Here is a 21,361-nt window from a genome sequence, read left to right as displayed (position 1 = left end):
AATCAACTCTGATCTTTCTTCTTAATCATGGTCAAGATTGTAGCGATAGCTACGGTCTCTCCAGTTTCATCGTAAACGTCTACCAGGAACTTTACAATTCCTTTGGCGATATCGTCCTTCTTTTCCTGATCTACCTTTTCCTTAACTGTCGCTCGAACACCTATGGTCATTCCGGGATAAACAGGTTTGGTAAATCGACATTCTTCCAAACCGTAGTTTAGAAGTACCGGGCCTTTTTTAGCCTGGACAAAGAGACCTGCAGCTGCGGATAGTACAAAGTAGCCGTGAGCGACACGTCCTTCAAAGGTGGTTCCTTCGAGTGATGTCACATCAGTGTGAGCATAGAAATGATCCCAGCTGACGTTGGCGAAGGTTACGATATCAGATTCTGTGACCGTTCGCTTGGCCGTAATTACTGTATCACCAATTTCAAGTTCTTCAAAGTATTTTGAGAACGGATGCTTTTCCGTATCCTTATATTCACCACCATACTGGTATTGTTGAGTGATTTCAGTCAGCGTGGTTGGCGAGCCTTGTATAGCTGTGCGTTGCAAGTAGTGCATCACGCCTCTTTTTCCACCCATTTCTTCACCACCACCTGCTCGCCCGGGGCCGCCATGTACAAGCATCGGCATGGGAGAACCATGACCGGTTGATTCTTTTGCGCACGCTTCATTTAAGACCAGGATCCGTCCGTGGTGAGTTGCTGCTCCAACTACATATTCTCTTGCAATTTTATCTTCTGCTGTGGTTATAGAAGAGCAAAGCGATCCTTTTCCTTTTTTGGAAATAGCAATGGCTTCATCCATGTTCTTATAGGGAAGAATGGTACTCACTGGTCCAAACGCCTCGATGTTGTGTACTTCTTCTGTCTCCAATGGATTTTGATTTACGAATAACATTGGAGACATAAAGGCACCTTTTTTCCAGTCAGCGCCCATTGCTTCTCCGATGTTATCAAGAGATCCATAAACCAATTCGGAAGTCTTGGCTAGCTCAGCCACACGTTTGGTTACTTCCTCTAATTGTTCTTTGCCAGCAAGTGCACCCATGCGTACTCCTTCTACATCAGGATCACCGATAGTCGTTTTTTCGAATGCTTTGCCCAAGGCAATTTGCACGTCTTCTACTAGTTTTTCCGGCACAATGATGCGTCGAACTGCGGTACACTTTTGACCACATTTAACTGTAATTTCTTTTCGTACCTCTTTGATAAACAAGTCAAACTCGGGCGTGCCCGGCACTGCATCCTCACCTAGTACTGCGCAGTTTAAGGAATCAGCTTCAAGGTTAAATGGAACAGAGTTTTCTACGATCTGTGGAAGCGTTTTCAGCTTCTTTCCAGTTTCAAATGATCCCGTAAAAGTCACCACATCTTGTGAGTCCACATGATCTAAGATGCCATTTCCATATCCGGCGACTAATTGAAGTGCGCCTTCAGGCAGTATGCCGGAATCAACAATTTCTTTCACCATCGCTTCGGTGAGGTAGCAGGTCTGCTCAGCTGGTTTCACAATACATGGCATTCCTGCAAGCCAGTTTACAGCTGCTTTTTCCAGCATTCCCCAAATCGGGAAGTTGAATGCATTGATGTGTACTGCTACACCTTCTTTTGGCACCATAATATGATGACCAACGAAAGATCCTCCTTTGGAAAGTCCTACGGTTTCGCCATCTACATGATAAGGAAGGTCAGGAAACTGTCGTCTAAGACTTGCATTTGAAAAGACATTGCCAATGCCTCCTTCAATATCTATCCAGCTATCCACTCGTGTAGCACCTGTAGCTTTACTCACTTCATAAAACTTTTCCTTATTGTCCATCAAGTGAAATGCAAGTGCTTTTAGCATGAGTCCACGTTCTTGAAAAGTCATTTTTCTTAATGCTGTATTACCGACGTTGCGAGCATGGTCATAAGCATCTTTAAAGTCGATTCCTTTGATAGTATGAGTTGCTACCGGCTCTCCGGTGATAGCATGATGCAGGACTTCTCCATCTCCGGACCCTTCCATCCATTGTCCAGCGATATAATGTTTTATTTTGGGTATGGCCATGTCTGTATTTTCTAAAATTCTTTGGTAAAGTTAACGGATAAGATATTGTGAGATCAACTGAAAAGACTGTGTAATTCGGTATCAATTTTAAAAACGATATTGGAGAAATCCTCAGTATTTTTCACAAAGTCAATCTCACTTACATCGATAATTAAGAGTTTGCCAGCCGCATAGTTTTCAATCCATGCTTCATAATGTTCATTGAGCCCTTTTAGATACTCGATACGTATAAGATTTTCATAATCACGTCCACGTGTCTCAATGTTTTTAACAAGCTTACTGATATCGGACTTTAAGTAAATAAGCAGATCTGGTGGTTTAACATACTCAATCATCGAGGCAAAAAGTGCTTGGTAATTTTGGTAATCTCTGTCCTTAAAAAAACCTTGTTTATAAAGGCTTTCCGTGAATATGTAAGCATCCTCATAGATTGTGCGATCTTGAATGATTGTCTTATCTACTTTTCTGAGCTTGTTTATTTGTTCGAACCTGCTATTAAGGAAATAGACTTGAAGGTGGAATGACCATTTGTGCATGTCGCTATAAAAATCTTCCAGGTAAGGATTATCCTCTACGGATTCAAACTCGGCCTGCCATCCGTAATGCTTAGCAAGCATTTCTGTGAGGGTGGTTTTACCTGCTCCGATGTTACCGGAAACGGCGATATGCATATTTTTTTCAATCATGTTTATGAAAGTGGGTATTATTTGGTTTCGTTCCAGGTTTTGTATGCTGCAGATGCAGTCGGCCGATTAGGTTCGATTGCTGTGAGGGGTTCACATTCTCTTAAAGTATCATAGCATTCCTTAGGTAGCTTTTGATAGAGCTTGGTTCCTTCTGTTTTCCAGGCAATCATATCGTCACTCACATCTTTAATTTTTTTCGCGGGATTCCCTACAATCAAACTTCGAGGATCAAAACTGGAGTCGGCCTTAATAAAACTCAGAGCTCCAACAATGCTTTCGTCACCAATTACTGAATTGTCCATAATCACCGCATTCATACCAACAAGGACATTTCTCCCAATGTTTGCTCCATGCACAATAGCACCATGGCCTATGTGTGCTCCTTCTTTTAGTGTAATCGTAATTCCGGGAAACATGTGAATGGTACAGTTTTCCTGAACATTGCAGCCATTTTCTATGACAATGCGACCCCAATCACCTCGGATAGCGGCACCGGGGCCTATATAAACATCTTTTCCTATGATTACATCACCGGTGACAGCTGCCTGTGGATGCACAAATGCCGATGAATGAACAACAGGCTTTAAGTTATTAAATTCGTAAATCATTGATTTTGAGCTTGATAGAATTATTTCAAACTGAAAAATACCATGTTTATGGTATTTACATTGGTTATTTACTTCCCTATCTTTATTTCAAATTTCACTAACTAACTATCATTATGAAAAAAGTATTGTTAAGTATTTCTGCAGTAATACTATTTGCTACTGCTGCAAACGCTCAGTTTCACATAGAACTTGGGCCGAACTTTAACCTACCTCAAGGAGATTTTGCTGATGCCTATGATTTGGGAATTGGATTTTACATTGAGCCTAAGTATGCCATGAGCGACAACATTGATATAGGACTTGTAATTGGTTCTAATGGTTTTGCTGGAGCAGATTTTGGCGGCCAATCTTATGGAGCAACTTCTGCCCTTGTAATTCTACCAACAGCTACTTACAGATTTTCAACCAACACGGTCACTCCTTATGCAGGACTTGGACTTGGCTTATACAATTTTAAAGGAGCTGAGGTTACTGTAAACAGTGTAACAATAGATGGAGAAAGCGAATCTAAGTTTGGGTTTGCTCCAAGAGCCGGTGTATATATTGGAAGGCTAAACTTAGGCGTAGCTTACAACATTGTGAGTGATGCAAACTACCTCCAATTTAACCTAGGCGTAAGAATTTTAAGCAGAGATTAAATCCTCTCTCTATATTTTAAAAAAAGCCGTGGATCACACGGCTTTTTTTATTTAGGCTCGTTCAAGAATCACAGCGTACCCTTGCCCTACACCTATACACATCGTGCATAAAGCATACTTTTTATTAGACTTCTGAAGCTCTAAAGCAGCTGAGTAAGTTATTCTAGCTCCTGTCATTCCAAGTGGATGTCCAATTGCTATTGCACCACCATTTGGATTGATTCGCTCATCATCGTCGGCAAGACCTAAGGTTCTGGTACATGCTAGAGACTGAGCGGCAAAAGCTTCATTTAACTCGATTATGTCCATTTGATCGAGGGTCAATCCTGCCTTGTTTAGTGCCAACTTAGAAGCCTCTACAGGGCCAATACCCATTATTCTTGGTTCTACACCCACAACTCCTGACGATACTACTCGGGCTAGTGGCTTCAATCCATGATTGTTAACGCCATTCTCAGACGCTACAAGAACCGCCGCTGCTCCATCATTAAGTCCGGAAGAATTACCTGCTGTTACTGATCCATCTTTTTTAAATGCGGCTCTAAGCTTACCTAGAACCTCCATAGAAGAACTGGGCTTAACAAATTCATCCTTATCAAAAACAATAGGATCTGCCTTGCGTCGTGGAATCTCTACCGCTACTATTTCCTCTGCAAGTCTGCCATTCTCTTGAGCTTTACTCGCTTTCATTTGTGATAGATATGCAAAAGTGTCTTGATCTTCACGACTGATTTTGTGCATTTCAACTAGATTTTCCGCAGTTTGACCCATGCCGTCTGTTCCGTAGAGCTCTTCCATCTTTGGATTAATAAACCTCCAACCGAAACTTGAGTCATACATTTTAGCATCTGTGCCAAATGGCTTGCCAGATTTAGAGATCACCCATGGTCCCCGGGTCATATTTTCAACACCCCCAGAAATAAACAGATCCCCATCTCCGGTTTTTATGGCTCGATTTGCATGAACAATTGCAGACATTCCCGACGCACATAATCTGTTTACGGTTTCTCCAGGAACGGAGAATGGAAGTCCTGCTAATAAAAGAGACATGCGAGCAACATTTCTGTTGTCTTCCCCAGCCTGATTGGCGCATCCCATAATCACTTCATTGATAGCTGCCGGGTCAACTGATGAATTTCTAGCCATTAGTTCTTTGATAACAATGGCTCCCAGATCATCTGTACGAACAGGACCTAGTGAACCTCCAAAATTTCCAATAGGAGTTCGGATGCCATCTATGATATATGTTTCTTTCATTTTTTTTGGATTGTATTTCTAGTATCAGACCTTCAAAACTGTGCAAATATTCAGTCAATTCACTTACCTACCAATTAACACCATTACTAATTCAGAAATTCCTTTGTGGCTCATGCTTCCTACTTTACTTTTGTCGGAATTTGTTTTAACCTGATTAACGTCAAGGAACCACTTACATCTTATGCCTAAAAACCCAAAAATTAAGTCAGTATTAATTATCGGAAGCGGTCCCATCATCATTGGCCAGGCTTGCGAATTTGATTACTCAGGATCTCAAGCCTCCAGATCTCTTCGAGAAGAAGGAATAGAAGTGACCTTGATAAATTCGAATCCTGCTACGATCATGACAGATCCGGTCACTGCAGACAATGTCTATCTCAAACCGCTAAACAAGCAGTCCATCCGAGAAATACTTGAAGAGCATCCACAAATAGATGCAGTGCTCCCAACCATGGGAGGCCAGACTGCACTAAACCTGGCCATAGATTGTGATAAAGCGGGTATCTGGGAGAAGTATAACGTAGAGATGATTGGCGTAAACATTGACGCAATTGAAACCACTGAAGACCGGGAAAAATTCCGGCATAAGATGATTGAGCTAGGCGTAGGAGTCTGTAGAGGTGAGACAGCTACTTCATTTTTAAAGGGTAAAGAAATTGCTCAGGAAATTGGGTTTCCATTGGTAATAAGACCTTCCTACACACTTGGCGGATATGGTGGTGGTTTTGTGAATACACCAGAAGAATTTGACAATGCGCTAAATGCTGGACTTCAGGCCTCACCAATACATGAGGTTTTGGTGGAACAAAGTATTTTAGGATGGAAAGAATACGAGCTCGAGCTACTACGTGACAATCTTGGCAATATCATTATCATCTGCTCCATTGAAAACTTCGATCCGATGGGAGTTCACACAGGAGATTCAATCACAGTAGCACCAGCCATGACGCTCTCAGATACTGTTTATCAGAAGATGAGGGATTTGGCCAAATTGATGATGAATGGAATTGGTCATTTTGCCGGTGGTTGTAATGTGCAGTTTTCAGTAAACCCGGACACAGAAGACATCATAGGAATCGAGATTAATCCCCGAGTTTCAAGATCGTCAGCCCTTGCATCAAAAGCTACTGGCTACCCAATCGCAAAAATTGCAGCCAAGCTGGCCATTGGCTACAACCTGGATGAGCTTAAAAATCAGATCACAAAGACTACATCGGCCTTCTTTGAACCAGCAATTGACTACACCATCGTAAAGGTTCCAAGATGGAATTTCGATAAATTCAAAGGCTCGGACCGAAAACTTGGTCTTCAAATGAAGTCGGTAGGTGAGGCCATGGGAATCGGAAGAAATTTTCAGGAAGCCTTACAAAAAGCTTGTCAATCTCTTGAGATAAAAAGAAATGGACTCGGGGCCGATGGTAGAGAGCTTAAAGATCAGGATGCAATTCTTAAAAGTTTAGAGCATCCAAGTTGGAATAGGTTATTCCACATTTATGATGCGTTTAAATTGGGAATCCCTTTTAAGACCATTCATAAACTTTCAAAGATCGATCCGTGGTTCCTCAACCAAATCGAAGAACTGATTACACTAGAAAAAGAGATTGAGAAGTACTCTGTGGAGGATATTCCCAAGGAACTTCTTATGGAAGCCAAGCAAAAAGGCTATGCTGATCGCCAGGTAGCACATTTATTAGGTTGTCTGGAAAGTGAAGTTTATAAGAAGCGAAATGACCTTGGAATTAAGCGTGTGTACAAATTAGTAGATACATGCGCGGCAGAATTTGAAGCCCAAACTCCATACTATTATTCCACATTTGAGGAAGAGAATGAGTCAGAAGTTTCTGACAAGAAGAAGATAATTGTTTTGGGTTCTGGACCCAACCGAATAGGCCAGGGAATAGAATTCGACTATTCATGCGTTCATGGTGTGCTTGCTGCAAAAGAGTGTGGTTATGAGACGATCATGATCAATTGTAATCCTGAAACCGTATCCACTGATTTTGATGTTGCGGATAAGCTGTACTTCGAACCAGTATTTTGGGAGCATATTTATGACATTATCCTTCACGAAAAACCGGAAGGAGTAATCGTTCAACTTGGTGGTCAAACCGCATTGAAACTTGCTGAAAAACTTGAGCGCTACGGAATTAAGATTATTGGAACAAGCTTTGAAGCGCTTGATTTGGCAGAGGCAAGAGGTCGATTTTCTGACTTACTGAAAGAGCAAGAAATTCCATACCCGCTCTATGGAACTATTGAAAATGCGGAGGAGGCTGTTGAGCTCTCTAAAGAACTTGGATTTCCTCTACTCGTTCGTCCTAGCTATGTACTAGGTGGTCAGAGCATGAAAATTGTCATCAATGAAACAGAGCTTGAGCAACATGTAGTTGAAATTCTCAAAGACAAACCTGATGGCGAAATCTTATTAGATCATTTTCTTGAGGGCGCCATTGAAGCCGAAGCAGATGCGATTTGTGATGGAGAAAATGTACACATCATCGGAATCATGCAGCACATTGAACCTGCCGGAATTCACTCGGGAGATTCATATGCTGTATTGCCTCCATATAATCTAGGTGACTTTGTCATGAGACAAATCGAAGATTATACAAACAAGATAGCTGTAGCTTTGAAAACGGTCGGGCTAATCAATATCCAATTTGCGATCAAGGATGATAAAGTTTACATCATCGAGGCGAATCCAAGAGCCTCCAGAACGGTCCCATTCATATGTAAAGCATACAGAGAACCCTATGTGAATTATGCTACCAAGGTAATGCTCGGTGAAAACAAAGTGACGGACTTTGATTTTAAACCCTACAAAAAAGGATATGCTATAAAAGAGCCGGTATTCTCCTTCCACAAATTCCCGAATGTAAACAAGGAATTAGGTCCGGAGATGAAATCTACTGGAGAAGCCATCTATTTCATCGATGATCTAATGGATGATTATTTTATGGAAATTTATGCAGAACGAAACTTGTACTTGAGCCGATAGGTTTATAGAGTATGATTAAGATAATAATCATCCTAATACTAGTAGGATATGTATTTCATAAGATTGCCTCTTTTGTTTTCAGAGGCATGTTTAAAGGGTTCACAAGTCGTGAAAGTTTTGGCGATCAGCAATATTCGAATACGTCCAGGAGAACTCGAAACAACGATCTAAACATTGATAACATTCCAAATAAGAGGTCCAAAAAAGGAGATAGATTTAGCGGAGGTGAGTACGTGGATTATGAAGAAGTAAAGTAAAATTAGATTGATGCATGGCAAGGTTGATTACAGAACTACACCAGTTTTGTTTTAGCAATTATCACTTAGCTTTGCTCATTCACTGAGAAAGAATTCGAATGGCGTGGTTTAAGCGACAAGACAAAGGAATACTTACAAAGACTGAGGATAAGAAGGAGGTGCCAGATGGACTTTGGTACAAAACCCCTAGCGGCTCTATTATCCATATGCGCGAGCTGAAAAATAACTCGTACGTATGCCCTGATGACGACTATCATGTCCGAATCGGATCTAAGGAGTATTTCGAGATAATTTTTGATAGCAATAAGTTCACGGAACTTGATGAAGATCTGACTTCTGGCGATCCATTGAAGTTTGAGGATACCAAGAAATACCCGGATCGAATTGCAGCAACTCAGAAGAAGACCGAGCTAAAAGATGCAGTTCGTAGCGCTACTGGCAAGATGAATGGAATCAACATCGTGGTTGCCTGCATGGATTTCTCATTTATTGGAGGATCAATGGGATCAGTCGTAGGTGAAAAGATCGCTCGGGCGATTGACTATTCATTAAAAAAGAAAATGCCTTTCCTAATGATATCCAAATCAGGTGGCGCACGAATGATGGAAGCTGGGTTCTCATTGATGCAAATGGCCAAAACCTCTGCAAAACTTGCGCTGCTTTCAGAAGCTAAAATTCCATACATCTCATTGCTTACGGATCCAACGACAGGTGGAGTGACGGCATCTTACGCTATGCTAGGTGATTTTAATATTGCCGAGCCGGGAGCATTAATCGGATTTGCAGGCCCAAGGGTAATTAGAGAAACCATAGGTAAAGATTTACCCAAAGGATTTCAAAGTTCTGAGTTTGTTTTAGATCATGGTTTCCTTGATTTTATTGTCGATAGACGTCAATTGAAATCAAGACTGACCATGCTATTAAAAATGTTAGCTTAAACTAACATTTAGGTGTTTCAACTTGTTTGATTCTAAAGGACAAAAAAAGGTTCTTATTTCCGGTGAATAAGGAGATCTAGATCAACTATATTTGCCCCGATTTTAATTAAATAACAAAAGATTTTAGACATATGTCTTCAATTGTAATTACTTCCATTATCGCCTTTACAGTTTTAATACTTCTTCTAGTGTTAATCCTTCTGTTGGCGCAATCCAAGTTAGTCCAGTCAGGCCCAGTCAAAATCACTGTAAATGGTGATACAGATAATCCTATGGTTACAACGGCAGGTTCTACATTGCTTTCCACACTTTCTCAAAAAAGTGTATTTCTACCTTCAGCATGTGGTGGAGGAGGTACATGTGCTATGTGTAAGTGTACCGTAGTAGAAGGAGGAGGAGATGTGCTTCCTACTGAAGTAGGTCATTTGAGTCGTACCGAGCAAAAAGAAAATGTTCGATTAGCATGTCAGGTAAAAGTGAAGAACGACATGAAAATTGAAATTCCGGAGGAAATTTTCGGAATTAAGAAATGGGAAGCAACAGTGGTCAGAAATTGGAATGTTGCTTCATTTATCAAAGAATTTGTGGTTGAGCTTCCTGAAGAAATGGATTACGAAGCAGGAGGATACATCCAAATAGAAGTGCCAAAATGCGAAGTTGAATTTAAGGACATTGACATTACGGCGCACCCGGAAGAGCATGATGATCCAAAGAAATTCCAGATGGAATGGGACAAATTCGGTTTGTGGGATCTCAAAATGAAAAATGATGAAACCATTGAGCGGGCGTATTCAATGGCTTCATATCCTGCAGAAGGACGTGAAATTATGCTTAACGTGCGTATTGCAACTCCACCTTGGGATAGAGCAAAAAATGGCTGGATGAACGTGAATCCTGGAATTGCGTCATCTTATATTTTCGGTCTTAAGGAAGGGGACAAAGTAACAATATCTGGTCCTTATGGGGAATTCTTTATCAATCCATCTGACGCTGAGATGCTGTATGTTGGGGGTGGAGCTGGGATGGCACCTATGCGTTCGCATCTCTATCATTTGTTTAAGACTTTAAAGACCGGAAGAAAAGTAAGTTATTGGTATGGAGGACGCTCAAAACGAGAACTCTTCTATCTTGATCATTTCCTAGATCTAGAGAAAAGCTTTCCGAATTTCACTTTCCATGTAGTACTCTCCGAGCCATTGGAAGAAGACAATTGGAATGCAAAAAATAGCATGGAAGATGATGGAGATGGATTTACAGGTTTTGTACACCAAGCAGTGATCGATCACTATCTGAGTAAACATGATAATCCGGAAGAAATTGAGCTGTATTTCTGTGGACCGCCTCTAATGAACCAGGCTGTGCAGAAGATGGGTGAAGATTTCGGAATCCCTGATGAGAATATCAGATTTGATGATTTTGGAGGTTAATTCCAAAACAAAAAAACATCAAGCCTCGCATATTATGCGGGGCTTTTTTATTGGTCCTGTATAAGCGTTTTTACTAGGTTAAATTCAGTATATGACGTCTGTGGTCATTGAAAGCGAAGTGACAACTTTGTACTACTAATACAAACACCCGCTGAAATGATAAAATATACACTCATCCTATCGCTTGTCTTTTTTGGAACTTCCTTTGACTCAACGAATGCCACTGAACTTCCTAGCATTGAGTTTTCCAAACCAGCCGCTGAGTTCGAAAGTGGTCAGCCAGTCTTCCCAAAAGGAACCAAAGCGATTTTAAGAAATTTGCCTGCTGAGAAAGCACGTGTGATGATAAATGATCAAGTAGATCGAGTTTTAGATGCGCAAAATGTAGACATCTCAAAACTTGTAAAACTTTCTGAAGGAACCTATACCATTGTTGTTGAAACATCAAACGGACAAAGTGAGATATTCGGATTTACCATCAAGTAGATCAGATATGGTTTGAAAAGGGCCTTGCAGAAATGTGAGGCTTTTTTTATATCTGCAAATGTAGGTATTTGTATATCTTGAATTTTTACCACCAAGTATGCCACAGATTAAAATACATACAATCATCTGCAATGTGCCTGATGAATCAGATAAGGATGAAATTTTTCTAAAATGCAATGGGCAGAAGATATGGCCTGAAAAATCAAGATTTCTAAAAATCGGGGTGGATGAAGCTTTGGATGTCAACGTGAATCAAAATTTTGATGGCGACTGGCTAGAATTGGAACTTTGGGATTTTGACTATACAAGTCGCAACGATCATTTGGGCACGTTTCATTTAGATTTAACACAAGGAACTGGCCATTTCGGGACGATCCTTTCAAATAATGCAGATGTTTCAGAAGAAGCAGATTATATGATCAATTGGGAAATTCTTGCTAAATAGCCTCCATAGCGCTATAGCGCTTGAATATTTTATGAAGCAGGTGCTTATCTTAGCCTCATGGACTTAAAACTATTCTTTGATCCCATAGAAATAGATGTGGATCAGACACCATCATCCTTTCAATCATCCATTTATATCAATAGGCTGAAGATGCCTGATCACGAAGGAATGGATATTGCCCTAATTGGTATGGGTGAGTATAGAGGGAGTGGTGCGAACGCAAATCCTAAGTCAGCAGATGAGATTCGAAAACAACTTTACCAGTTAAAAAAAGGCTTCGGTGATTATGGAATAGTTGATCTTGGAAATTTTCGTAATGGGCCAAAATTGGAAGACACGTATCTTCGATTGAAGGAGGTATGTAGCTACCTTATGGAGAAAAGCATCATACCAATAGTATTTGGAGGCAGCCACGATTTAGATTTAGGTCAGTACTATGCATATGAAACTTCGGAAAAGTTGATTTCTGTTTTAAATGTGGATAGTGAAATGGACTTGGAGGACTCGGAAATTTCTGCCAATGAACATATAGGAAAGATTTTTAAGCATAGTCCCAACTACTTATTCAGCTACTATCATTTGGCCTATCAAAGCTACCTGACCAATCAAAAATCGATAGAGCTACTTGAAAAATTATCCTTTGAGGCAATCCGATTAGGTGTAGTTAAAGAAAATATTAAGGATATCGAACCGATAGTTCGCGATGCTGATATGATGTCATTTGATATCTCTGCATTACAAGCATCATATGCACCTGGAGCGGCCAATTCAAAGGTCTATGGCCTAACTGGTGAGGAATCTTGCCAACTATGTTGGTATGCCGGACAAAACGAAAAAATGAGTTCAATAGGACTCTACAATTACGATGCTTCAAAGGACTCTGATGACCGTAAAACTGCATTTGTGATGGCCACAATGATTTGGTACTTCATTGAAGGATATTATCACAGAAAAGGTGATAAGAACTTTAAATCAAATGACTACCTCATGTACGAGGTTCATCTGGGAGGAGAACCGGACACCATCCGTTTCTACAAAAGCAAACTTTCTGAACGGTGGTGGATGGAAGTGCCGAACCCTGATGCTGAAGGGCTTTTCAATAGAAACAGGATGATAGCCTGCAATTACAGTGACTATGACCTTGCTCTAAAAGGTGAGCTCCCCGATCGTTGGATGAATTTTTATAATAAAGCCTAGTAGCGGGGTGGGATAATAATCCACAGGATTAAGTAAACCAGCAATCCTGGAAAAGCTGCACTTACAATAGAAAGCACAATGTATGCGATTCTTACTAGGGTTGGATCCCAGCCAATGTATTCGGCAATACCAGCACAAACACCACCGAGCATCCGATCTTGTGATCTGAAAAGTCTCTTTGTCATTTCCATTCTTCTTTAGTTTAAAGATGAGATTTTTTTAGAAATTTTCCTCAAACTGATCGTGCCAATTTGGTCTAAAAAGGTTTTGGGAGCTTTAGTGTCTGCTGTTGGAATATTGGTCGGCTCACTCAGTAGGTCAGCAGAGTATAGTGACTTGGCGTTGAGTGTAAGTAGACACGCTAATAGTATGCCCAGTAGAATGAGCAGTGTACGGCTTAATTTGATATTTGTTCGGTTGGTTGCCATTTGCTAAAAGAACTGCAAACGATATGCCATAAATCATAAATATCTGATTAATAGATATTTATAAATATTTCAGTATGCGCTTTTGTACAATTTCGAACAGCTGCGCTAAAAGTAGCGAACACTATTTGAAAATTTGTACTTGATCCTCAGGTACATTTAGATAAATGGTATCACCAACCTCGAGATTACATCTTTCTGTTTCTAACGAGATGAATTCATTTGAGTTTTTGTTTCCGATTTTTAGCACATCATGAGGCCCTTTGAATTCTTTTTTAAGAATCTGCCCACTTACGTTGTAATTACTTGCAGTGGATATCTCAATGTTCTCAGGTCGGACAAAAAGCTGTAAATCACCCGCTCTAGAGTTTTCGATTTTTAAATTTCCAAATGAAGTGTGAATGCTATCTCCATCTTTCTTGCCTTTAAGAATAACACTGGCACCAAAAAAGTCTGAGACATAGGAAGAAATAGGTTGCTGATAAACTTCAGAAGGTTTTCCAACCTGTTGAATTTGCCCGTGCCTCAAAACAACAAGCTTATCTGCAATTAGGAATGCATCCGAAGCTTGGTGACTCACAAGGATCGTGGTGATTTCTAAAGACCGTAATAGGTCAAATATTTCTTCTCGAATCTTAGTTTTCAATAACTCATCCAAACTGCTAAAAGGCTCATCCAAAATAAGCAGCTGTGGATTTATGGCCAGCGCTCTAGCCAAGGCAACTCGCTGTTGTTGACCACCTGATAATTCGTGAGGAAACCGATGACCTAAACCAGAAAGTCCGGTCATTTCTAAAAGTTCATTAAGTCTCCCGTTCGATTGATCTTTTTTGCTGATGGCATAAAAAATATTATCTCTGACTGACAGATGAGGGAAAAGTGATAAATTTTGAAAGACAAAACCAAACTTTCGTTGCTCAGGACTCCAGCTGGTTATGTCTTGATCATTTAGAATAATTTTACCACTATCAGGTGCTTCCAGTCCCGAAATAATTCTAAGAAGTGTGCTTTTTCCACATCCACTTTCACCTGTAAGAGAAAGGATTTCTCCCTTATTGACGACTATAGAAACGTCATCTAACACCTTGGTGTTTTCAAAGCTTTTACTGATATGTTCTACGCTTAGGTTCAACTTCTATGCAAAATTCTATTTAGATAATATACGGGAACAGCGCTGGCAAAAATAATAAGTAGACTAGAGGATGCGGCTCTTGGAGCCATTTCATCTTTTGCATATTGAAAAGCGTTGGTAGCCAAAGTCTCATAGTTGAAAGGACGAAGGATAAGCGTGATAGGAAGTTCTTTAGCGACATCCACAAAGACCATAATCAATGCTCCAAGCAATACTGGTTTGAGGATGGGTATGTGAATATTGATTAAGTTTCTTAATGAATTACTGCCCAAGGAAATGGCCGCATCATCTATCTGTCTGGATATCTTTTCAAATCCTGACTCTATAGAACCATAACCTACCGCAAAGAACCTAACCGTATAGCCAAAAACTAGTGCAGTAATACCCGAGTAAATAAGATTTGGATTGATAATTAAAACTAATGCGACTATTCCTACAGCAATCACTGCACCAGGCATTGCATAGCCTAGCATTGGCAGCTTGCCAATGGCTTTTTTGAACCCTTTTTTATTTACCAAACGGAACGTATATGTTAGGATGATAGAGAGAATTAAAACAAGTACACTTGACAAGATTCCTAGGATGGCCGTGTTGGTTGCCAAGGTTATCAAGTGAGCCCAAACGTCATGAGAATATGCAAGTGCAAACCACCAAAGAAGCTGACCTACAGGAATAACAAACCCAGCCAATAATGGTAGTAAGCAAAGCATAAAAATTCGCCATTTATGCTTGGGTTTAAGGCGGGTAAGTGTTCTTTCTGACTTGTCGGTTGAAAATTTCTTTTTCTCGTTTGCCTTGAACTCGATCGCTAACAGAATCACCACAAAAATCAAAACAATAACTGAGAGAAATACTGCGGTAGATAGATCTCCCAATGCAAGCCAAGACCGGAATATTCCGACAGTGAAGGTTGGAATGCCAAAGTAGGATACAACACCATAGTCATTGAGAACTTCCATAATGACCAAAATAAGTCCGGCAAATATGGCTGGCCATGCAAGTGGGAGAACCACCTTCATAAAGGTTTTTTTCATTGGTTGACCCAAGGATCTTGATACTTCAATAAGTGAAGCAGATTGCAACAAGAAGGCTGATCTTGAAGTCACATATACGTATGGGTATAAAACCAAGCTCATGACGATCACGGCTCCTGAATGGTTCATGATGTCTAAGTAGATATCTGTTCCCATCCATCTAAGTAGAATTCTTAATGGGCCGGCATAATCTGTAAGTCCAACATATGATATAGCATTGATGAATGTAGGAATGGAGAGAGGAAGAATGAGCATCCACTCAAACTGCCTTCTAAATGGGAAGTCATAGACAGTGACATACCATGCAGTGTAAACTCCGATTAATAAGGTAATAGCAGAGGTGCCAACGACTAAAATTGAGGTGTTCCACAAGTAAAGTGGGAGTAAGTTGCTGACAATATGCTTCAGGTTTGAAGTATCCAGCATAAAAGAGCGACTCGCTACCAACAATAGTGGTAGTAATATGCCTACCAAAATGATGTTAGTAGCGAGTCGCCAATAGAAGTATCTTGGGAGCTTAGTTCCAGCCAGCTTCATCAAATATTTTTATGGCTTGATCCAGCAGGTCTGGATTCGTTGCATAGTCGAGATCATCAATTTTGAATTCTCCCCATGCAGCTATCGTAGAATCAGGAGCAACCTCTTTATGAACTGGATATTCAAATGAAGTCGCAGCGTAAAATTCTTGTATCTCTTTGCTGGTTAAAAATTCGATAAATTTAATTGCGTTTGCTTTGTTTGGCGCATTTTTGGTTACTCCAACACCGCTGATATTTATATGTCCACCTCTTCCGTCCTGATTGGGAAAGTAAATACCAACTCTTTGTCCGGCTTTTACTTCCTCCGGATTATCAGAGTTAAGTAGTAACCCTACATAGTAGGTGTTTACAACAGCAACATCTCCAACATCAGAGGCAATAGCTTTTATTTGATCTCTGTCTCCACCTTTCGGTTCTCGCGCCATGTTTGCAACTATTCCCTTAGCCCAAGCTCTTGCTGCATCTTCACCATTTTCGTAGATGATAGATGATAGTAACGATTGATTATATGAACTGCTAGATGACCTGATGAGAATGCGGTCGTTCCATTTTTCACTTGCTAAATCTTCATAGGTCGACAGCTCTGATACATCCACGTCATCTTTATCATAAGCCACTACTCTTGCCCTGTACGTAATTGCATACCATTGCTTATCGGCATCTATGAATCCATCTTTGTTGTTGGTATTTGCATCTGCAGATTGCAATAATCCCATCGATTTAGCTCTATTGAGTTTAGCGGCATCTACAGTAATCAATACATCTGCAGGCGAATTTTCACCTTCCATTTCTAGTCGACTGATAAGCTCGTCCGCGCCTGCTTTCACCAAATTTATTTTGATACCTGTTTCGCTTGTAAATCGCTCGAAGGCTTGCTTGTCGGCATCATAGTGTCTGTGCGAGTAGACGTTTAGCACCTGATCTTCAGATGATGCTTCTTGCTTGTTTTCCTTGGTGCCTGAACAGGCTATAATTAGCGTGAGTAATAATAGCTTTGTGTATCGCATAATGTTCTTTTTTGGCAAATGTAATTATTTAGAATCAATCTAAATAGAGTTTTTGGGTACAAAAAAAAGGTACCCCTCCCGAGGCACCTAATCACCTAATCACACTGCTGAACGCATTGTATTCGTATAACGAGAATCAGAATCTGAATCTCTAAACTTCTACTTTTAGAAGTCTCAATTTCTTGGACACAAAGAGATATAACTAGCATCGATTTGCTACTTGGTAGTTACGATGAAATTGATTTAGTCAAAATGACTATCTTAGAAATCAATGCAAAATTCAACGTTAGCTTTCATGTTATTCACATAAATTTATCCTTGCTGATCAAGCAAACCGGCCACCATTTTGGATACTCAAATTGATATACTTCACAAGCATGTGCTAGAAAGCATGCCTCATGGCATACTTCAGGTAAACCTAGAAGGAATTGTAGTTTACGCCAATAAAGCTGCATTTGATTTGTTGGACGGAGGCGATGCAGATGACTTAATTGGCAAGCATTATACTGCTTTTGAAGTCAAGAGCTTTGAAAATGGAACGAGACTAAGTAAAAGCGAACATGCGCTTCATTCGGCATTGAATAAGAAGAGAGTCAGTGCATCCTTACAAGGTATAGTGATAAAAGATAAGCTGAGGTGGCTTTCCGTTGAAGCAACTCCACTTTATAATGAAAATGATGCGCACATAGGTGCAATTTGCAACTTAGCCGACATCACAGAAAGAGTGGAAAAAGACGAGCAGCAAAAGCATGAAGAAGGTCGCTATAAAATCTTGGTTGAAAATCTCAATGCTGTAGTTTGGGAAACGAAAATTGGTACGCAGACTTTTTCTTATATAAGTCCGAAAGCTATCGATTTACTAGGGTTTCCAAAAGAAGATTGGCTAGAGGCCGGATTTTGGCAATCAAGAATATATGAAGAAGATAGGGAGCGTGTCATAGCTTATGAAAGACACAAAGCTCCAGATGTAGATAATTATCAACTCGAATATCGATTGGTGCATAAAAACGGGGAGATAAGATGGGTTCAGGATATGGTAGAGGTAGTTAAGGTAAACGGAAACCCCAAGCTTTTGCGTGGGCTTATGCTGGATATTACAGATAAGAAAAACTCACGACTGCAGCTACGAGAAAGTGAAGCCAGGTATAAGCAAATGATAAATGAAGCGCCCTATTCCATCACGATTTACGATCGAGAGGGAACTTTGGTGGCTGCTAATGAGAAATCTGAGCGTTTTTGGTTAATTAATTTGGATGAGTACATCGGAAAATTCAACATCTTTAAAAACAACTTATTCACGCAGGGTTCACAGGTTGAGGCAATAAAAAAGGCCTTTGATGGAGAGATAGGAGAGATAATTGCCGAGATCCCTCTGACTCATGCGGGAGCCTCTAAGACGTATCGTATCAAATACTATCCGCTATATGATAGCCACAATGAACTTGATAACGTGGTTTATTTCACAGAAGACATTACAGAGTATCAAGAGGCAGAAAAAAAATCGAAGCAGGAAGAATCCTTGAAACAAGGCGTTTTAGATGCGTTGGATGAAGCAATATTGGTAGTTGATGGATCGGGTGTGGTTTTGAGTATTAATCGCAACCTCAAGCTTTATATTAAAAATCAACCATATGCAGGTTTGGAGGTGGGAAAATCAATATTCGATTTTATGGACTTCTTTGGTGATGGTGAATACCTCACTACTGGTTTGAAATCTATTTTAAACCAGAAGACTAAGTCGTTGGATCATGAAATGAAACTGGCAGATGGCAGATGGTACAACATGCGAGCCACGAGACTTGCTGAGCCATTTGGTGCAGTTATCGCTCTTCAAAATATCAATACGCGTAAGGAAATTGAGATGGCACTTGAAAAGTCACTTAAAAAATATCGCAGTATCTATAATAAGGCTCCGGTGATGATGCATTCGATCAATGAGCGCCTTGAAATAATAAGTGTTAGTGATTTCTGGCTTGAGAAGATGGGATACGATAGAAATGAAGTGATTGGAAGAACGCCTTATGAGTTTATGGTTAAAGAACCGAAGGGAGTGGTTGAGACTAATATAGACACGCTTTTTAAAGATGGATTCATACGCAATATTGAATATCAGTATGTGAAGAAGTCTGGCGAAATAATAGATGTGCTTTTGTCAGCAGTTGCAGAATACGATGAAGATGGAAAATTCGAGCGGTCAATTACAGGAATGCTGGATGTAACAGATCTAAAAAAAGCGGAAAGAAAACTTCAAGAAAGTCAAGCCAAGTTATTGGAAGCTCAGCGGATTTCTAAGATTGCAAATTATGAATATCATCTGGATGATGGAATTTTTGTGCCTTCTGAGGAAATGATCAGCATGATGGGATTTAGCGATTCGCACCGTCATGTTTCCATTATTGAAAAACTTATCCACCCGGAAGATCTCTTAGAGTTTCAAGAAAAGCTTGCAAAGTCTATAAAAGAGGGAAAAGATTTCTTTCATATTTATCGAATTCAACATCTAAAGACAGGGAAAATAAAATGGATCTCCGGCAGAGGCAAGATGGTAAAACATGCCAATCGCAAAGTGAGTAGAATGATTGGTACTGTGCAGGATATTTCTGAACAAAAACACGCTGAACAAAAAATCAAACGTTTGTCAGATCGGATTTTACTTGCCACAGAAATTGCCAACCTCGGTGTGTGGGAATATGACAGAGAGACAAATGAAATCTTCTGGGAAGATCAGATGTATTCGATTTTCACAATGGTTGATTCTCCGGTCCCAATTGGCGAGCTGATAAGCTACTTTGTGGATGAAGATAAGTCCGTAATCGAAAGAAGCTTGAGTATGGTCAAGCAAGGAATCAACTTTTTGGAATCGGACTTTAGAGTGAAAGTCGAGAGTGAGGAGAAGTATTTGCGAGCGTTTACTCGGATACTGCGAGACCACAATGGAAAGATAAAAGGGATGGTTGGAGTTATCTATGATATCACTGCAGACAAAAGATTGCAAACACGCCTTGAATCTTCATTGGAAGAGAAAAATATTTTAATTAAAGAGGTGCACCACAGAGTGAAAAACAATATGCAATTGATTTCTTCCATATTGGCACTTAAATCCTATGATTTGGAAGATGACAAATCAAAAGTGATCTTCAATGAAGTAAACGACCGGATCAAGGCTATGTCTGTGATCCATGACAAACTCTACACATTTTACAATGTTTCTGAAATCAATATTGGCGAATACTTGGAACATATTGCTCAGGAGCTTCAAATACTACAAGGCTCCTCATTGATAATCATTCAGGTAGAATCCGAAAACATAATTTTGGATGTCGAAAAAGCATTATTGATTGGACTGATGGTCAGCGAGATGGTGGCAAACGCCTTGAAGCACGGTTTTAAAATTGGAGAAAAAGGGAAGATATCTATTCGCTTTAGTAAAGAAGAGGGCGGATTTATCTTAAAAGTCTTAAATGACGGAAAAAAGATGCAAGAAGGTGTGCTCGAAAGCAGTTCAGGACTAGGTGTTTCTCTGGTAAAAACCTTTGTAAAACAGCTCGGCGGAACCGTAGAAATTGATCCGGAAAATGGTTTTAAAGCGAGTTTCTAAATTCGGCAGAATACTCAATCAATGTCTGTATCAGGCCACTCGTAGTTTTTGATCCGATCTTTCTCATAATATTTCCCTTGTGAGCATTTACCGTACGAACACTAAGATTCAAGTTCTTAGCTATTTCTTCATTAGTCAGGTCTTTCATCATGAGTATCAAGATCTCATTTTCTCGATCAGTGAGAGACCTGATTCTTTCTGCAATTTTATTTGCCTTGTTTGAGAATAGCATTCCAATCATCACCTCATTATAATAGATGTCTTTCTCCAATGCCACCTGAAGGGTCTTCAAAATGTCGGAGGCCTCCATAGAAAGCGAAATGATACCATTTATATCAAATTGAGAAGTATATTGGATCAGTGCCGGGCGGAGTTCAAAACAGAAAAGAATCGTTGGGATATCATGTTGATATTTCTTCATTTGTAATGGAGAAATATTTTCAGAATCTATAATAATTAGGTCGACTGACTCTGAAAAATCGCTGGCAAGCGATAAAGTGTTAGGAAAGACTTCATCTAAAATCAGGTACAAATAATTTGATAGTGAAGCATTTTTTGATACGATAAAAATCTCTTTCATATTGTAAGCCCTTTCTTGTCGCTTTCAATTGTAATATCTCACAAAATCTTATAAA

18 protein-coding genes are annotated in these 21,361 nt (G+C 39.9%); 9 read left to right on the top strand and 9 right to left on the bottom strand.

Annotated features, from left to right (window positions below; all coding sequences use genetic code 11):
* Nucleotides 1-2 precede the first annotated feature (2 nt).
* From paaZ to ACL8WY_RS06755, 3 genes are read right to left on the bottom strand one after another with little or no spacing between them, the layout of a single operon-like run.
* Entirely contained in the window at nt 3-2,054 is a 2,052-nt protein-coding gene (gene paaZ, locus ACL8WY_RS06765; RefSeq protein WP_436517667.1) for a phenylacetic acid degradation bifunctional protein PaaZ, read from the bottom strand.
* Nucleotides 2,055-2,107: 53 nt separating this feature from the next.
* The gene (locus tag ACL8WY_RS06760) at nt 2,108-2,725 is read right to left on the bottom strand and encodes a deoxynucleoside kinase (protein ID WP_436518049.1); all 618 of its coding nucleotides are present in this window, start codon (nt 2,723-2,725) and stop codon (nt 2,108-2,110) included.
* A gap of 32 nt (nt 2,726-2,757) precedes the next feature.
* The gene (locus ACL8WY_RS06755; RefSeq protein WP_436517666.1) at nt 2,758-3,348 is read right to left on the bottom strand and encodes a transferase hexapeptide repeat family protein; all 591 of its coding nucleotides are present in this window, start codon (nt 3,346-3,348) and stop codon (nt 2,758-2,760) included.
* Between the two features lie 113 nt (nt 3,349-3,461).
* Here ACL8WY_RS06755 and ACL8WY_RS06750 point away from each other — a divergent pair, with 113 nt between their 5' ends.
* On the top strand, nt 3,462-3,986 hold the full coding sequence (locus ACL8WY_RS06750) for a hypothetical protein (RefSeq protein WP_436517665.1): 525 nt from the start codon (nt 3,462-3,464) through the stop codon (nt 3,984-3,986).
* Between the two features lie 51 nt (nt 3,987-4,037).
* Here the strand turns inward: ACL8WY_RS06750 and pcaF are convergent, their stop codons facing one another.
* A complete protein-coding gene (pcaF, locus tag ACL8WY_RS06745) occupies nt 4,038-5,243 on the bottom strand; it encodes a 3-oxoadipyl-CoA thiolase (RefSeq protein ID WP_436517664.1) in 1,206 nt (401 codons plus the stop codon).
* A 181-nt stretch (nt 5,244-5,424) separates the two neighbouring features.
* Between pcaF and carB the strand changes: the two genes are divergently transcribed.
* From carB to ACL8WY_RS06710, 7 genes are all read left to right on the top strand, one after another.
* Nucleotides 5,425-8,241 carry a carbamoyl-phosphate synthase large subunit gene (gene carB, locus ACL8WY_RS06740; protein ID WP_436517663.1) on the top strand — a complete coding sequence of 939 codons (2,817 nt, stop codon included), beginning with the start codon at nt 5,425-5,427 and terminating at the stop codon, nt 8,239-8,241.
* An 11-nt stretch (nt 8,242-8,252) separates the two neighbouring features.
* Complete coding sequence (locus ACL8WY_RS06735; protein ID WP_436517662.1) at nt 8,253-8,498, top strand: DUF4834 family protein; 246 nt, start codon at nt 8,253-8,255, stop codon at nt 8,496-8,498.
* A 98-nt stretch (nt 8,499-8,596) separates the two neighbouring features.
* Nucleotides 8,597-9,436 carry an acetyl-CoA carboxylase, carboxyltransferase subunit beta gene (gene accD, locus ACL8WY_RS06730; RefSeq protein WP_436517661.1) on the top strand — a complete coding sequence of 280 codons (840 nt, stop codon included), beginning with the start codon at nt 8,597-8,599 and terminating at the stop codon, nt 9,434-9,436.
* Nucleotides 9,437-9,567: 131 nt separating this feature from the next.
* On the top strand, nt 9,568-10,863 hold the full coding sequence (nqrF, locus tag ACL8WY_RS06725; protein WP_436517660.1) for an NADH:ubiquinone reductase (Na(+)-transporting) subunit F: 1,296 nt from the start codon (nt 9,568-9,570) through the stop codon (nt 10,861-10,863).
* Nucleotides 10,864-11,019: 156 nt separating this feature from the next.
* Nucleotides 11,020-11,349, top strand: coding sequence for a hypothetical protein (locus ACL8WY_RS06720; protein ID WP_436517659.1), 330 nt, complete (start codon nt 11,020-11,022; stop codon nt 11,347-11,349).
* 97 nt (nt 11,350-11,446) lie between these two features.
* The gene (locus ACL8WY_RS06715; protein WP_436517658.1) at nt 11,447-11,794 is read left to right on the top strand and encodes a hypothetical protein; all 348 of its coding nucleotides are present in this window, start codon (nt 11,447-11,449) and stop codon (nt 11,792-11,794) included.
* Nucleotides 11,795-11,851: 57 nt separating this feature from the next.
* Nucleotides 11,852-12,991 (top strand): formimidoylglutamase, encoded by a 1,140-nt coding sequence (locus ACL8WY_RS06710; RefSeq protein WP_436517657.1) that lies wholly within the window; start codon nt 11,852-11,854, stop codon nt 12,989-12,991.
* Here ACL8WY_RS06710 and ACL8WY_RS06705 read toward each other — a convergent pair.
* The 4 genes from ACL8WY_RS06705 to ACL8WY_RS06690 form a co-directional block, all read right to left on the bottom strand.
* Nucleotides 12,988-13,182, bottom strand: coding sequence for a PspC domain-containing protein (locus ACL8WY_RS06705; RefSeq protein WP_436517656.1), 195 nt, complete (start codon nt 13,180-13,182; stop codon nt 12,988-12,990). The genes ACL8WY_RS06710 and ACL8WY_RS06705 overlap by 4 nt on opposite strands.
* A 358-nt stretch (nt 13,183-13,540) precedes the next feature.
* Complete coding sequence (locus ACL8WY_RS06700; protein WP_436517655.1) at nt 13,541-14,548, bottom strand: ABC transporter ATP-binding protein; 1,008 nt, start codon at nt 14,546-14,548, stop codon at nt 13,541-13,543.
* Nucleotides 14,545-16,119 carry an ABC transporter permease gene (locus ACL8WY_RS06695; RefSeq protein WP_436517654.1) on the bottom strand — a complete coding sequence of 525 codons (1,575 nt, stop codon included), beginning with the start codon at nt 16,117-16,119 and terminating at the stop codon, nt 14,545-14,547. Before ACL8WY_RS06695 ends, ACL8WY_RS06700 begins: the two co-directional genes overlap by 4 nt.
* Nucleotides 16,100-17,128: an extracellular solute-binding protein gene (locus ACL8WY_RS06690; protein ID WP_436517653.1), complete on the bottom strand. Its 1,029-nt coding sequence runs from the start codon at nt 17,126-17,128 to the stop codon at nt 16,100-16,102. Before ACL8WY_RS06690 ends, ACL8WY_RS06695 begins: the two co-directional genes overlap by 20 nt.
* Before the next feature lie 346 nt (nt 17,129-17,474).
* Between ACL8WY_RS06690 and ACL8WY_RS06685 the strand changes: the two genes are divergently transcribed.
* Nucleotides 17,475-20,726, top strand: coding sequence for a PAS domain S-box protein (locus tag ACL8WY_RS06685; RefSeq protein ID WP_436517652.1), 3,252 nt, complete (start codon nt 17,475-17,477; stop codon nt 20,724-20,726).
* On the opposite strand, the gene ACL8WY_RS06680 is transcribed toward ACL8WY_RS06685, so the two are convergent.
* Nucleotides 20,710-21,306, bottom strand: coding sequence for a LuxR C-terminal-related transcriptional regulator (locus tag ACL8WY_RS06680; RefSeq protein WP_436517651.1), 597 nt, complete (start codon nt 21,304-21,306; stop codon nt 20,710-20,712). The genes ACL8WY_RS06685 and ACL8WY_RS06680 overlap by 17 nt on opposite strands.
* Nucleotides 21,307-21,361 lie beyond the last annotated feature (55 nt).

This window comes from Ekhidna algicida, from assembly GCF_051379705.1.
In the GTDB taxonomy this organism is placed as follows: domain Bacteria; phylum Bacteroidota; class Bacteroidia; order Cytophagales; family Cyclobacteriaceae; genus Ekhidna.
Note: the sequence above shows the minus strand (reverse complement) of the source record. Positions and strands in the feature narration are given on the sequence as shown.